The organism is Fluviispira multicolorata, from assembly GCF_009208585.1.
Classification (GTDB): domain Bacteria; phylum Bdellovibrionota_B; class Oligoflexia; order Silvanigrellales; family Silvanigrellaceae; genus Silvanigrella; species Silvanigrella multicolorata.
Genome location: NZ_WFLN01000004.1, coordinates 736,344 through 751,790, shown reverse-complemented (window position 1 = coordinate 751,790; position 15,447 = coordinate 736,344). Strand labels below are relative to the sequence as shown.

Sequence of the window (15,447 nt, the reverse complement as noted above, 5' to 3'; positions counted from 1 at the left end):
TTAAGGTAACTCACCTGCAAATTGAATCAATAATCCAATTTCAGTATAATCAAACTTAACTGGAGTAACCCGAGTGTAATCTCTTAAATAATAAATTTTCGAGCGAAATTCCCAACCTTTTCCCTCATAAGATTGAATGAGGGCCGCTTCAAAACCTTGTCCAATACTTGAATTGTATATTTCATTATTAAATGAGGTGTTAAAAAGGTAACTTAATTCTGCTTGAAAGGAAAGTTCATTATAATCAAGAAAAGTATATCCAGCAGTGTTTTTCATTTTTGCTGAAGACATTTTTTCAACTTGAATAGTTGTATTGTTCATAGCTCGATAAACAAGTTCATCTCCATAGGACAGTTGTAATGCTGCGTAAAATCTTGGATAAAATTTATATTTAGCACCTACAAGTATATTAGTTAAACGTATAATGCTGTCACCTATGACTATTTTAGTATCAGATTGTAATATCTGTGAAATTGCATAACTTATGCCAAAATATGTTGAAAAATTTTGATCCCACTTTTGAATAAATCCTGCTTCAGCAAATAAAATTGCACGTGATAAAAGGGTAGAACTGGTATTATTACTTGTGTCAGTTCCTGTTAATCTTAAATATTTTATACCAAATTCTGTATAGAATAAATTTGGGTTCTCTTCATAGCTTTTAGAAATTTCGATTTTTTTACTTTCGTCCTGTGCTTTTAAAATTTGAGTTTTATCTTCAGTATTATTTGAAATTGATTCAGGCAAACAAATAGAGGTTTCTGCTTCTATATATGGGTCTTCTAAATTTAAATTTTTATTTAACTCAACTGTTTTTTGAAAAGAACCATCTTTACCATACAATGGATAAAGGTTTTTTTTGCGTAATATATAAATTAAATGCTCTTTTTTGTCTGCAATATATTTATTACATTTTTCTAACTCTTGTTTTTTAATAGATTCCACTGCTTTTGTAGTTGAATCGGTTTTAATAATTTTTTCTTTATTCTCTATTTTTTTATTTTTTAATTTTTTAGTATATTGTACAATTGATTGATTTTCTGTATCTTTATCGAAATTTTTATTGCTTAACTCTTCTTTGCTTTCATTTTTTTGGGGGAGAACATCTTTCTTATCTTCAAATTTCTCTCTTTCCTCTATTTTGTTTTCATATTTTTCCGATTTATCTGAGCTTAATATTTTATTATTATTAGATTTATCATCAATAGCATTAGATTCATTTTTAATATTATTAGACTTATCTTCGATAGTGTTAGACTTTTGATTTGTGTTTAAATTCTCAGACTCTGCAGTAGAAGGAATTGGAATAATTTTAGGAATAACTCTATTTTCCTCTTCTTTTCCTTCAACTGTATTTGAATCTTGGCTAGATATGATTTCATTTTTTTCAATTTCACTATCATATACAATTTCATCATTTTTAATTATAATTGGTAAGCAAAGTGAATTACCTTGATAAATCAGATGTCCCTTTGATCCTTCGCGTTTATTTATTTTTAATGTTTTTTTAAGGCTTCCTGATTTTCCAAAAACGGGTCTAAGCTTATAATTTTTTAATATCTTAATTATCGTATCACCATTCTTAATAATATAATTATAACAATTTAATTTATTATCAAATTTAAAATCATTCTGAATTAAATTAACAACTAATGGATCCTCATTTTTAATGCCAATATGCTCGTCTTTATTATCATTTTCTTTATTGATGAGGTCTTGCTTATGAGCATTTTCTGGAAAATGAATGCGAATAGGTAAACATAAAATATCTCCTTTATGAATGAGTTCTTTTCTCTCTTTCTTTTCTATTTTATTAATCTCATATGTTTTCTTTAAAGAACCTTCATTTCCAAATATTGGAATGAGAGCATGATTTCTTAAAATTTGAATAAAACTCTCTTGATCTTTTACCTCATATTGAGTGCATTGCGAATTATCGGCAAAATTGCTTACAGCAAAAACAAGACTAATATTATTCAATGAATAAAATATTAAAATAAGGGATAAAATTTTTTTCATATTAAGATCTTTTACAAACACATTCCTTTTCTTTCTTTATATAAAACTATTACGTTTATCTGATCGGATGTTTTAAGTTAAGTTTTTAATTTTATAGATTTTTTAATTCAATATTATGTTTAAATAGAAAAATATTTCCTATTTAAAATGGAGTTTACTCTGTTTTGGCTTTTTCATGTTTTACTTTTTCGTCGCTGCGCGCTAAATATGTGTACATTGTGGGTACGATAAAGAGTGTGAATAAGGTGCCTATGGTTAGACCAGAAGCAATGACTATACCAATATCGTGTCGGCTCGAAGCTCCCGCTCCTGAAGCAATGATAAGGGGTATGACAGCTAACACCATAGCAGCTGTTGTCATTAAAATAGGTCTTAACCTTATTGATGCTGCTTTTTCTATAGCAGTCCGTATATCATAATTATTTTCTTCTCTTAATTTATTTGCAAACTCCACCATTAAAATACCGTGTTTTGTTATCAGACCAATAAGTGTTATTAAGCCAATTTCAGTATATATATTAATGGTAGCAAGACCTAAATTAAGAGGTATAAGTGCTCCACATATTGCCATTGGAACACTTATCATAATTATTAATGGATCTCGAAAGCTTTCAAATTGTGCGGATAGAACTAAAAATATTATAATAAGTGCAAAAGTAAATGTTAGAAGAAGGGCATTTCCCTCTTTTTGTTCAGTTCTTGAGTCTCCTGAGAAATCATATGTCATTCCATAGGGCATGATTCTATCAGCTTCTTTTTTTAAGAAATCAACTCCTGTTGAAGTTGTTTGCCCTGGCATCATGACAGCAGAAAAAGTAGCTGAATTAAGTTGCTGAAATTGATTAAGAGAATTTGGCTCAGAACTCATTTTGAAACTAATAAAGTTAGATAATGGAACAAAAATACCTGAATTGCTTTTTATATATGTTTTTTTTAAGTCTGATGGATTGTATCTATTTGTATCTGAAAGTTGGGGAATTATTTTATAACTTCTTCCGTCCATGCTAAATAAATTCGTATAATTTCCGCCTAGAAAAGTAGCTAATTGCTGACCAATTTGCTGCATTGAAATATTTACATCAGCTGCTTTAGATTTATCAATACTTATATTTAATTGCGGTGTTTCAAAATTTAAATCGCTATCGACAACAATAAAAAGACCGCTTTTTTTTGCAGAAGCTTTTAACTCCTCCATCACCTGATAAATATTTGTATAACTGTCCGTTGATTTTAAAACCATTTGTACAGGAAATCCAGAAGCTCCTGTTGGTAAATCAGGCAGGGCAAAAATAAATGCATTTATTCCTGAAATATCACTCAATTCTTTTTGAATAAGTGGTTGTAATGCTTGAGCACTTCTGTGTCGATCGCCCCAAGGTTTTAGAACAAAACCTGCAAAAGCACCGTTCTCGCCGTTTCTTCCATTTGCAATAAAATGCGCAGCACGTTCTGGAAATTTAGCAAAAATTCCATCAATTTGTTCTGTATATTTTTCTAAATAATTAATATTAGCATATTGAGGTGCATTGGCAATTGCTAATAAAAATCCTTGATCTTCTTTAGGGGCAAGTTCTTTTGGAGTTAATTTAAATAAGAAAAAAACACTAAATAATATTAAGGTACCAAAGATGAGAACAACAGGCCTATAATTAATGACGGCAATAAGTCTTTTTTCATAAAAAAGTTGTAGTTCATTAAATTTTTTATCGAGCCATTTAGCAAAACCTTCATTGCTTTCTTCGAATCTTAATATTTTTGAACACATCATTGGAGACAGAGTTAAGGCAATAATCCCAGATACAATAACTGATGCAGCAAGGGTTAAAGCAAACTCCTTAAAAAGAGCTCCTGTTAATCCACCCATAAGTCCGATAGGAGCATAAACCGCACTCAGTGTGATTGTCATTGTAATTACTGGAAGAGCTATTTCTTTTGCACCTTGTAATGCTGCTTGGAATGAATTTTTTCCCTCTTCGATATGGCGTTGTATATTTTCAACTACAACAATAGCATCATCAACAACCAATCCAATTGCTAATACCATGGATAAAAGTGTTAATAAATTTATTGTGTAACCTAGTAACAGCATTATTGAACAAACTCCTACTAAAGATAAAGGAATAGTTACAATTGGAATAATTACAGAGCGAATTGAACCGAGAAATAAAAAAATGACTATCACAACGATAATAGTAGCTTCTGCAAGGGTTTTAATAACGTCCTTAATTGAAGAAGATATAAACTCTGTTGAGTCATATACAACAACTTGAGCTAGTGAAGGAGGCATTGATTTTAAAATATCAGGTAAAACTTTTCTCACTTCCTGAACAACTGTGAGTGGATTTGCTGTTGGAACAGAATTTACACCGATAAAAACCCCTTTTTTGCCATTAAAAGTAACTGAAGATGAATAATTTTCTGAACCTAATTCGACTTGTGCTACATCTCTCATGCGAATTAATTTTCCATTTACTTCTTTTACAACAAGCTTATTAAATTCTTCTTCGCTGTGTAAATCCGTTTCTGCTTTAATATTTGTAACTGTGTATTGGCCTTTAAGTTGTCCTGCAGCAGAAAGATAACTATTTGAAGTTAATGCTTTATTGATATCGTCTGCTGTTATATTAAGAGCAGCCATTTTATCTGGTTGCAGCCAAATCCGCATTGCAAAGGGATTTCCTCCTAAAATATCTGCACTTGCAACTCCTGATACAGATTGAATTTTTGGTTGAACAATTCTTGTTAAAACATCGTATATTTGTTGGCCTGAAATTTTATCACTAGAGTAACTTATATAAAGTAACGCAATGGAACTGCCAGTTGTTTTTGTTATGACAGGGCTATTTGCATCGCGAGGAAGTTGACCTGTAACTGCATTTACTTTTGCTAAAATATCTGTAAATGCTATAGATGAATCAAAATTTAATTTTAAATGCGCTTGAATTGTGCTTACACCTTGGGTACTAGATGAATTTAAGTAATCAATTCCATCTGCAGAAGCAACTGAGGTTTGTAGTGGTTGGGTGATAAAGCCTTGCATAAGTTGTGCATTTGCACCAGGGTACGTTGTTGTAATTGTAATGACAGTGTTTTCAACTTTTGGATATTGTCTGACATCTAAATTAAAAACAGATTTTAAACCTATAATAAATATAAGTAAGCTCACAACCGTTGCGAGTACTGGGCGTTGTATAAAAATATCGGTAAATTTCATTTTATTCCTCTGCTCAGAATATTTTATAATTTTACAGAGTTATTAATCACAATAGAAGATCCATCTATGAGTTTTAGTTGACCACTACTTACAATGGTATCTCCTGCTTTAATTCCATCTAAAATAACAACAGTATTATCTCTTTTTTCCCCAGTTTTAACTAGAATTCGACTGACTGTTCCAAGGTCTTCACCTGTTGCTGTTTTTTGTCCTTTTAAATTAACAAGAAAAGCAGCATCTCCATATAAGGTATAAGTGATTGCCGTCTGTGGAAGAGTGATTGTATTAGGAATTATTGGAAGTAAAATTTTTGCAGAAACAAACATACCAGGTAATAATTTATTTTCTTTATTATCAATCGTAGCCTGTGCTTGAATTGTTCTGGTTGATTCGTCTACCTTTGAATCAATTGCAGTGACAGATCCTTTAAAAGTTAATTCTGGATAAGCATCACTGATGACAAGAACTTCTTGTTTCAATGCAATTTTACTTATTTCTTGTTGTGGCAATGAGAAATGAACATTTAATACGTGAGCAGATTGTAAACTCGCACATGAAAATCCAGGAGAAATATATTGACCTACATTGACTTGTTTTATCCCTATTTTTCCACTAAATGGTGCACGAATTAATTTTTTTGCAATTGCCGAACTGATATTTTCATAATTTGCTTGAAGTTGTTTTGATTTTGAAGAAGAGTCATCAACAGAAGCCTGTGAAGTTGCTCCTTGGGTGAATAATTTTTTTGTGCGATGATCATTTACTTTTGCAAGTTGTAGTTGCGCATTGATATCTTTTAATTGAGCTTGTTCACTTGCATCATCTAATTGAATGAGTGCTTGTCCTTGTTTGACTAACTCACCTGATTTAAAATAAATTACTTTTACTTGGCCAGATACTTCTGAACTTATTTCGACTCCATCAACGGCTTTTAAATTGCCAACTGCATATAAGAACGGTTGCCAGCTTTCCAATTTTGCTGTTGCCACTGAGACTGTTTGTGGTGGTGGAGTAAAAGTTGCGAAATATTTTTTCATGAAATATTGTCTCACACCGTACCAGCCAAATATTCCTCCAAAAATGATTAGAAGGCCGATAAGCGTAAAAGTAATTCTTTTTGCCATGGGGGTTCCTCATTCTATTGATTTACTTTATTTTTATTATTCATGTAAAAGAGATAATCATCAATGTGAGGAGAGAGCTTACTTTGACAGGAAAATAATGTCTTGGATAATTCAAATAAAATGAGATATTATGTGGAATTTAATAGAATTAGACTTCAACAGAAGAGTTTGATTCTAATGCAGATTTAATAACTTTTTCTTGTTCTACAAAGTGCCATTTTTCAATTCCAACAGCAGGTGTAGCACGTCTTCTTCTGCCAAAATACTCGAGTTGATGAGAGAATCCAGATTTTTTAATGACATTTTCGAGTTCATGCCGAATAAAGCTCCAAGCCCCCATATTTGCAGGTTCTTCTTGCACCCAAGCGACGGTTTTGGCGCTTTTATATTGAGAAAGAATGCTCACAGCCTTGTCTATATGAAATGGATAGAGTTGTTCAATACGAATAACTGCTGTTGTCTCAGCTTTATTTTTAAATTCATCTTTTTCAAGTGCATCAAAGAGATCAAGAGAGATTTTACCAGTGCAAAATAAAACTCTATCAACTTTTGTAGATTTACCAATACGAAGATCGTCAAGAATTTCTTCAAAATGACCTGTTGCTAACTCTTCAAGAGTCGTTGATGCACGTGGACTTCTTAAAAAGCTTTTTGGTGTCATTAAAATAAGGGGTTTTCTAAAATTACGAAGCATTTGTCTTCTTAACGCATGATATATTTGTGCTGCATTGGTAAAGTAACAGACCTGCATGTTACCATCTGCACACAACTGTAGAAATCTTTCAAGACGAGCACTCGAATGCTCTGCTCCTTGTCCTTCCATGCCATGAGGAAGTAATAAAACAAGACCTTGCGTTTGACACCATTTTGTCTCACCAGAGGCAATGAATTGATCGATAATAACCTGTGCTCCGTTGGCAAAGTCACCAAATTGTCCTTCCCATAAAACAAGACCTTTTGCTTGACGAACAGCGTAACCATATTCGTAGCCCATGGCTGCTTCTTCAGAAAGTAATGTATTAATGACTTCGACTTGCGAATTATCAGTCGTGCAAGGTGAAAGAAGAGTGTAATGACTTGCATCTTCTGAATCAATTAAGGTGACGTGACGATGTGAGAAAGTGCCGCGTTGTGCGTCTTCTCCAGCAAGTCGAATGCTAAATCCTTCCTCGAGCAGACTTGCGTATGCGAGAAGTTCAGCCATCCCCCAATCGACTTTCTTTTTTCCTTCAGCCATATCTTTACGTTCTGCAACAATAATTCTGCTTAACTTTGGATTTATTCGAAAACTTTCAGGTACAGTAGAAATTTTTTGTGCGAGAGATTTAATTTTATTTAATGATATTTGAGTTTTTACTGGTTTTAAAATATCTTTTTCAGATGCTAATTTGAGTTCCCCCGCTTCACGCAGTGGAGTGAATTGCTCAATTTTTGCATGATTACTTTTTACATTGTCATAAATTGAATTCATTTCTGCTCTAAAATTATCATAAATAGCTTTTAATTCATTTTCTAGAAAACCATGCGCACTGGATAAATATTTTGAATATTCTTCAAATGGAGAAGGTTTATCCTTAATAAGTTTATATAAAAGAGGTTGAGTAAAAACAGGTTCATCTGCTTCGTTATGGCCATATCGACGGAAACAAATAAGATCAATATAAATGTCTTTTTTAAACTTTGCTCGATAGTTTGCTGCTAGAACCATTAAATTATGTAGAGAATCTAAATTATCTGCATTGATGTGAAAAATGGGCGATCCTGTTACCTTAGCTACGTCAGTGCAGTATGTTGATGAACGAGAATCTGATGGATCAGTTGTAAAACCAACTTGATTATTAGCAACTAAATGAACTGTTCCACCAATATTATATCCTTTTAAAGACATCATTTGAACAGTTTCAAAAACAATTCCTTGACCTGAAAATGCGGCATCTCCATGTAAAACAATAGAGGCTACTTTTGAAGAATCGCCCTTATAGTACATTACTTGACGTGCTCTTGTGTCACCCATAACAATGCTATCTACATATTCTAGATGGCTTGGGTTAAAGGGCATTGAAACAGAAATGTCGTTGCCTGAGCGAGATTTTCGTTCGGATTCATAACCATAATGGTATTTAACATCGCAGTCGCCGTGCAATCCATCATGATGATATCCTTCCCATTCGGCAAAAAGTTTTTGAAGTGGTTTGCCAATAACATTGACTAAAAAGTTGAGGCGACCACGATGTGCAATTGCAACTGTGCACTCTTTAACTCCAAGTTTAGTTGATTCATCTATGAAAGTTTCAACTGCAGGATATTGTGCGTCTGCACCTTCAATACTAAATCTTTTTTTTCCAATGTATTTTGTTGCAATGGTTTTTTCGAGAGAATCTGCTTTTGCCAATTCGGAATAGATTGCTTTTTGTGTTTCTTTTGCAATTGGATTATAAATTTTAGAAAACTCAGCATGCAGCCATCTACGTTCTTCGTCGGAATCTACGTGCTCAATTTCTGCACCCACTGTTCCTGCAAATCTTCTTTCAAGTTCAAGGATTAGTTTTTCTAAGCTCATAGAGCCAAGTCCAATTAAAGCGCCTGCATGAGTTGAGCGTTTTAAATCATTTGCCGTTAATCCATAGGATTCAAGAGCTAAAATAGGGTATTTTTTAGGTGGAATTGGAAGTGGATTTGTATTGGCTTGAAGATGTCCGTTTGATTTCCAAGCATGAACAAACTCAGCAGCTTTCATTTCAAAAGCAAGAGAATCAGAACTCGCAGTTTCAGAAGTTCGCGCATTTGAATGATCTGGAGTGTATTCACTCACATTTTTTAGGAGATCTTGAAAGTGAGAAGCATCTTTTGCCATTGCAGAAGCTGTTCCAAATCCTTCATTGAAACCCTCAAAATAGGCTCGCCATTCGATTCCAACAGAATTTGGATCTAAGCTATAACGAGCAAACATTTCTTCAACATAGCCAGCGTTATTTTGAAAAATAGAATTAAAATTACCACTCATAATTTCCACAAGTCCTTATCAGGAAAGTAAACAGAATTACAGGAACCATTGGCTCAGAGATTTTTACCCGAAGCGTTGTTGCACAGCCTAACAAATTTAATCGGGTACAAACAATTTTTCTTCATCAGAATCGTAAATTAATAAATTGGCGTAGCGACACCATTTTAAAAGTGTTTGAAACTGAACATCATGATCTTCAAAGGGCAGCATCATAACAATTTGTTCAATGGCAATATCAGCTTCAAGACCTTCTTGACCCGCATTTTTAACAAGTGCGTAGATAGAGTAGACGACAGGAAGTTTTAATATTGCACTCCTCATCATTTCACTTCGCACTTCTGTATCATGTTCTGTTGCAAAGAGTCGTCCTTGCTCTGTCAAGACAACTCGTATTCCGGGAGTTGTGATAAAACCAAGAGTTTCTCCAGCTGCAACAGCAGGTAAAACCTGATCGACACTTTGTCCCATTTCTTCACATAAATCATAAAGATCGGTTTCTTCATCTTCGGTGCTTAAGCGGCTCACAAGCCCCTCAACCAAAGTGAGGTTTGTATTAATTAAAGGTTTGACTCGTTTTTGTTTGGTGTGTATTGAGTCTTTGCCTTTTTTTCCTTCATTTTGAGTATACTTTTCTTTGTTTTTTAATGTATTTTCATTCTTTTCTTGATTTAATTTGGTCTTTTGTATTTGAGTGATATCAGGTACAAGAGTTTCGTAATCATGTTCGTCTGTTACCTTATCTAAGTGTAACAATCCAAATGCTTTCTCTAGTTGTTCTTCTATTTCTTTATATTCTTTTGAATTTGGCATACGAGGACGTGGTAAGTTAATTTCAATTGAGTGAAAAATAGTTCCTGGATTTGAAGATAAAATAAGAATTCTATCTGCAAGCTGTAAAGCTTCTTCAAATCTATGAGTCACAAGTACGCATGAACGTATTTTTCTGTCAGCTTGTGACCATATACGTACAAGCTCAGCACGTAAAGATTCACTGGTTAATGGGTCTAAAGCGGAAAAAGGTTCGTCCATAAACATGATCATCGGATCGGATACCATTGCACGCGCTAGACTCACTCTCTGTCGCATACCACCACTCAATTCCCTTGGAAAAGCATCTTCAAAGCCTTTAAGACCAACAAGTTGGATGATTCTGTCGATGCGTACATTTTGTTCATTGCGAGTGAGTTTTGGCATTGAGACAGCAATATTTTCACGAATAGTCATCCATGGAAATAAAGCAAAACTTTGAAAAACAAAGGCTCCTAATTGCATATTTTCAGGTGAAGGTGTTGCATAGCTCACAGTGCCTCTATCAGGTGTGAGTAAGCCCGCCATACAGCGTAATAATGTCGATTTTCCAGAACCAGATAAACCTACGAGCGCTAAGAACTCTCCGTCATAAATGTCTAAGTTAATTCCTTCTAAAACTGTAAACATATTGCCGTTAGGTCGACGATAATCTTTGCAGAGTGAACGAACGGAAAGCACAACTTTTTTCTTATTCATAATTTAATCCTTAACGCGTTCAGCATAAATATACATTGTTCTCCAAACGGTTCGATTTAAAATCACAAGAGCAACAACTATACATATTATTGCAGCAATAAGTCTTTGGTAATTTCCTGAAGCAGTTGCATTTACAAGTTCAGCTCCAATGCCTTCAGAATGCATAGAGCCTCCAGGGTATTCAACAATTTCTGCAACAACACTTGCGTTCCATGCTCCTCCCGCAGCTGTAATCCAGCCGGTGGCAAGTGAGGGTAAGATAGCTGGAAAATAAAGTTTGCTAAAGCGATGCCATAAGGAAAATTTATATATTTGTGTAACAAGTTTTAATTCAGCTGGAATTCGAGAGGCGCCACCAATGACATTAAATAATATATACCATTGGCTGCCAACGCACATCAGTAGAGTTGCATTTAAAAAACTTGGTAAGTGTAAAGAACTCAACGCCAGTGCTAGAAAAGGAAAAAGTACAGGTGCCGGAAAAGCAGCTAAATTTTGAATGATGGGTTGAAAAAGTCTTTCGAGTCGTGGATTTAATCCTAACCATAATCCAACCGGAATTGTCCAGAGAGTGCTTAAAATTATAACACAAAAGACTTTAGCGCCCGTAAGAAAAACTGCATGAATTAAGGTGAACCAATCTTTATTTGAAAGTGATGCAAGTGACTGTCCTAACGTTGGAAGTTTAGGTAACAACGAAAAAACAAGTCCGCCCACAGCAAACGTAACAAGCAATGGAAACAATGAAGAATGTTTTATTTTATTAACTTTATCATTGTTCAACCAATTGGTAGGACTGATAACTGTTCCCCATTTTTCAATATTATCTATTAAATATCTTCGAGTTGCACCACTTTCTGAAATATCTGCTTTGGGAAATAAAAAAACAACGGTACGTTTAAATCCATTTGAAATGAGATCAGGAATACTCGTTTGATGAATAATATTTAAAAACCAGCTTTCTTCCACAACAACATTTTTGCCATCATCGCCTTCTCGAAAACGCGTGACCCAAGCAATAAGAGGTTTCCAAAGTAAAAAATCTGTACCAATTATTATAACGATTAGAATTAAAATTGCAGAACAAAAATTAAAATAATTACCAGTAGAAAATGTTTCAGATATATAGCTTCCTAAACCTGGTAATCGAAAATCTTTATTTCCTAATGTAAATGCTTCACAAGTCGTTAAAAAGAACCAACCGCCCGCCATGGACATCATTCCATTGTAGATTAATGGACGGTATCCATTTGGGAGATCAACAAAAAAGAATTTTTGTACAATGGAAAGTCGATATATTTTTGAAACTTCTTTAAATTCGGGTTGTAAAGTTCTTTGTGATTCATAGTATGCAAATGCAAGATTCCAAACTTGACCCGTAAATATAGTAAGTAAACAAGCCAATTCAAGTCCCCAGCGACTGCTTTGAAAAATTGAAATTAATGCAAGTACAAAACCAGGAAGAAAAGCAAGCACAGGTAAACTTTGAAGAACATCTAAAAGAGGAATTAAAAAACGCTCAAATGATTTATTATTTGCTGCGATCGTGCCATATATAATTGCAAAAGTATAACTTAAAAGTAATGCAAGCATGCTGCGTACAAAAGAAAGGAGAGCATAATTTGGAAGTGCAGATAACGATGTATCTATTTTAACTTGTTCAATAAATGCGGCATTTCCAGTGGAAAGGAAATTTGTAAAACCCATGCCTATAATTATAGCGATTAAAACTACAATGATATCCGCGCGAAGAAAAGCAGATCGGGAAGCCTGTACTTTTGCAAATTGTGTCATGCTCACCTCATCGATGGTATGAAAACAAACCCAATATGGGTGCTAACATCTTTTGTAAATCATAGAGAAGAGTATAAATGCAAGGCATTAAGAAATAAAAAGTTTGGGATTCTCGATTTCACATACTATGGAATAGATATACGCATCATTTTCCTCAATAGATATCCCAAATTCATTTCTTTTTGGATATTGTGGAAATAAAATATAACCTTGATGTGGAGAGATGAGGGGTGTTCCTGACTCATCATAGCCGAGTATCTGTTCTTTTTTAATTTTTTGTAAGTTAAAAAAGCCATCCTTTAAAATTTTTTTAGGAGAGGAGAAAGGTTCGGTGTATTTTCTTTCTAAAAAAATTAATTTAGGACTTTTTCTTGCAATATTTATTATATTTTTTTTAAATAAATATATTTGATCCATTCTCCATAAACTTTTTTCAATGGTCATAAGGCATATTTTGCAAGCACTTTTATGAAATCCTTTTTCTCCGAGTTCAAGGGTTATGCCCACTTTATTTTGTAAGTGCATATATTCATCTGAACACATTCCGTTTGGTGTATAAGGTTCACCTTTTTTTCTTGTGACAAATAATTTTGCAACTCCAATTGAGCGTGCCCACAAATAGCTTTTTTCGTGCATTTCAAAAATATAAAATGCCTCTTTACAATGGAGTTTTGTTTGATGGAAATCTAAAAAAACATCCGCATTTTTTAGAACGCCTGAAATCTCAATCGCTCGTTTTCTTTCAAATGAATTTTCATTTGGTATTTCTTTTGGTGAGAAACTTCTATTGAGATCGGCTTCAAGATATCTTTTTTCTTTTAGAGCAGCTTGCTTGTTACCTAAAATAAAAGTAACAATACCTCCATATTTTATGCAAGAGGTCATTAATTTTTCGATTGCCATTAAGATTGCCGGGAGTGAGCCTGTTTCATCTCCGTGAATCAAGCATCCAAAAACGATATGATATTTATGCTGTCCAAAATGGAGTGATATACTATCTTCAATGGGACCCGGATATTTTTTTGCGAAAGACTCGAATTTATTGAGATAATTCTGTAGCATAAGAAATGTTCCATTTATATTTTTAGAGCCAATGAGGTTCATTTTAGATTAAATTTAGACGAATTATATGTCAAATTTATTATATATGTTGAGTTTTTTTATGACTTTACATTTTCCATTTCTTTGTATATTTTTTGCGAGTGCTTTATAGGATTGGATTTCGTATGCTAGGTTTTCTTTTAAAATTAATTCGTTACGTATTGGTTGTTGTTTTATTTACAATTATTAATGTGATCTTTTGTGTATTTTTTATCTTTAGATATAAAAATCCAAAAAATAATTATATTTATTCAAGAATATTATCGGTTTTATTTATAAAATTACTCGGTGTAAAAGTTGAATATAGAGGGAAAAGTAAGCTAAAAAAGGAAGGCACTTCTGTTTTAATTGCCAATCATCAATCTTATTTTGACTCGGTCATTTTTGGTGGAATTTTCCCTGATAAAGCTGTTGTGATGGGAAAAAAATCGCTCATTTGGTTACCCATTTTTGGGTGGATATTTTTTCTCTGTGGAAATCTTTTTATAAATCGTAAAAATCATAGTAAAGCAATGGATACTATGAAAGTGGTTGATTCTGCTATCCAAAGTGGAACTTCACTTTGGATGTTTCCAGAAGGGACACGGAGTCATGGGCGTGGACTAAATGGTTTTAAGAAAGGGGCTTTTTATGCTGCAATTCAAAATCAAGTCAATTTACAACCCATAGTTTCAAGTACATTTAAAAATGCAATTGACATTTCCAAGTGGAACTCTGGTAAAGTGCTTGTAGAGGTTCTTGAACCAATACCAACGCGTGATACTAAAGTTGAAGATATTGATTCAATTGTTAATATTGCTCACAGTGTTATGAAAAATAAAATTGCTTCTTTAGATATGGAAATTCATGGAGTTAGCTGATCATGATGCGCAAAATTAGAATTTTTATATTTTTTATATCTCTTGCGATAATTGCCGAAAATAAAATTTATTCAGCTGATAATAATATTATAAAAGTTGCATTTTATGAGAATTTTGCTCCTTATTCATTTAAAGAGGGTTCAAAAACAACTGGAATATTTGTCGATGTTGTTAATTTAGTTCTTCATGATATGATGGGCTATAAAGTTGAAATTAATTCTTTTCCTTGGGGGAGAGCTCAAGATTTAGTGAGAAAGGGTGAATTTAATTCTCATATTACTGCAAAAACCTCGGAACGTGAAAAAGTTTTATTATTTCAAACAATTGAAATCGAAAGTTCAAATGTTGCCTTAGTATATTCTAAAGAGAGCAAAAAAATTAATGAATTTATTAAAATATCTTCAAAACAAGAATTAAATAACTTTAAAATGGTTGGATATATTGGTGATGGATGGGCGAAAGAGCAGTTTAACGATGATAAAGATGTAAAGTTTTATCGAACAGCTAATTTAATTGATGTGCTAAAATTAGTTAATGATAATTCTGCTGATCTTTATGTTTCTAGTAATGAAAAATCGGATAAATATATTGCAAAAAAATTTGCGTATAAAAATTTACAATTCAGAGAAATTACTTTTTTAAAACCTGCCAGTGTAAAATTTTATTTTTGTATAAGTAAAAACTATCCAAATGCAAATAAAATTATTATGAATTTTGATAAAAATTTTTTGATTGCAAAGAAATCTGGAAAAATGGCAGCTATTATAAAGAAATATTTATAAAATATAAAAAGGTGGTTCTCAATAGCTGAAAACCACCTTTTTA

General features: G+C 33.0%; 9 protein-coding genes. 2 read left to right on the top strand and 7 right to left on the bottom strand.

Annotation, left to right across the window (positions count from 1 at the left end):
• The 7 genes from GCL57_RS03215 to GCL57_RS03185 all read right to left on the bottom strand — a co-directional run bounded on the left by GCL57_RS03215 (position 1) and on the right by GCL57_RS03185 (position 13,723).
• Entirely contained in the window at positions 1–2,019 is a 2,019-nt protein-coding gene (locus tag GCL57_RS03215) for a LysM peptidoglycan-binding domain-containing protein (RefSeq protein ID WP_152211817.1), read from the bottom strand.
• Positions 2,020–2,173: 154 nt separating this feature from the next.
• Positions 2,174–5,233 carry an efflux RND transporter permease subunit gene (locus tag GCL57_RS03210; protein ID WP_152211816.1) on the bottom strand — a complete coding sequence of 1,020 codons (3,060 nt, stop codon included), beginning with the start codon at positions 5,231–5,233 and terminating at the stop codon, positions 2,174–2,176.
• A 23-nt stretch (positions 5,234–5,256) separates the two neighbouring features.
• The gene (locus GCL57_RS03205; protein ID WP_152211815.1) at positions 5,257–6,357 is read right to left on the bottom strand and encodes an efflux RND transporter periplasmic adaptor subunit; all 1,101 of its coding nucleotides are present in this window, start codon (positions 6,355–6,357) and stop codon (positions 5,257–5,259) included.
• Between the two features lie 148 nt (positions 6,358–6,505).
• Positions 6,506–9,361 (bottom strand): 2-oxoglutarate dehydrogenase E1 component, encoded by a 2,856-nt coding sequence (locus GCL57_RS03200; protein WP_152211814.1) that lies wholly within the window; start codon positions 9,359–9,361, stop codon positions 6,506–6,508.
• Between the two features lie 96 nt (positions 9,362–9,457).
• Entirely contained in the window at positions 9,458–10,867 is a 1,410-nt protein-coding gene (locus GCL57_RS03195) for an ATP-binding cassette domain-containing protein (RefSeq protein WP_152211813.1), read from the bottom strand.
• Between the two features lie 3 nt (positions 10,868–10,870).
• Positions 10,871–12,661 carry an ABC transporter permease subunit gene (locus tag GCL57_RS03190; RefSeq protein WP_152211812.1) on the bottom strand — a complete coding sequence of 597 codons (1,791 nt, stop codon included), beginning with the start codon at positions 12,659–12,661 and terminating at the stop codon, positions 10,871–10,873.
• Positions 12,662–12,748: 87 nt separating this feature from the next.
• Positions 12,749–13,723 carry a M14 family metallopeptidase gene (locus tag GCL57_RS03185; protein WP_161597572.1) on the bottom strand — a complete coding sequence of 325 codons (975 nt, stop codon included), beginning with the start codon at positions 13,721–13,723 and terminating at the stop codon, positions 12,749–12,751.
• Positions 13,724–13,887: 164 nt separating this feature from the next.
• Between GCL57_RS03185 and GCL57_RS03180 the strand changes: the two genes are divergently transcribed.
• Both GCL57_RS03180 and GCL57_RS03175 read left to right on the top strand, forming a co-directional pair.
• Positions 13,888–14,622, top strand: coding sequence for a lysophospholipid acyltransferase family protein (locus GCL57_RS03180; RefSeq protein WP_152211810.1), 735 nt, complete (start codon positions 13,888–13,890; stop codon positions 14,620–14,622).
• Between the two features lie 2 nt (positions 14,623–14,624).
• Entirely contained in the window at positions 14,625–15,404 is a 780-nt protein-coding gene (locus tag GCL57_RS03175; protein ID WP_152211809.1) for a substrate-binding periplasmic protein, read from the top strand.
• Positions 15,405–15,447 lie beyond the last annotated feature (43 nt).

Bases quoted from the DNA above. Each gene is read 5' to 3' on its own strand.
- GCL57_RS03215 (WP_152211817.1), bottom strand. From the start codon at position 2,019: ATGAAAAAAATTTTATCCCTTATTTTAATATTTTATTCATTGAATAAT.
- GCL57_RS03210 (WP_152211816.1), bottom strand. From the start codon at position 5,233: ATGAAATTTACCGATATTTTTATACAACGCCCAGTACTCGCAACGGTT.
- GCL57_RS03205 (WP_152211815.1), bottom strand. From the start codon at position 6,357: ATGGCAAAAAGAATTACTTTTACGCTTATCGGCCTTCTAATCATTTTT.
- GCL57_RS03190 (WP_152211812.1), bottom strand. From the start codon at position 12,661: ATGACACAATTTGCAAAAGTACAGGCTTCCCGATCTGCTTTTCTTCGC.
- GCL57_RS03175 (WP_152211809.1), top strand. From the start codon at position 14,625: ATGATGCGCAAAATTAGAATTTTTATATTTTTTATATCTCTTGCGATA.
- GCL57_RS03195 (WP_152211813.1), bottom strand. From the start codon at position 10,867: ATGAATAAGAAAAAAGTTGTGCTTTCCGTTCGTTCACTCTGCAAAGAT.
- GCL57_RS03180 (WP_152211810.1), top strand. From the start codon at position 13,888: ATGCTAGGTTTTCTTTTAAAATTAATTCGTTACGTATTGGTTGTTGTT.
- GCL57_RS03200 (WP_152211814.1), bottom strand. From the start codon at position 9,361: ATGAGTGGTAATTTTAATTCTATTTTTCAAAATAACGCTGGCTATGTT.
- GCL57_RS03185 (WP_161597572.1), bottom strand. From the start codon at position 13,723: ATGCTACAGAATTATCTCAATAAATTCGAGTCTTTCGCAAAAAAATAT.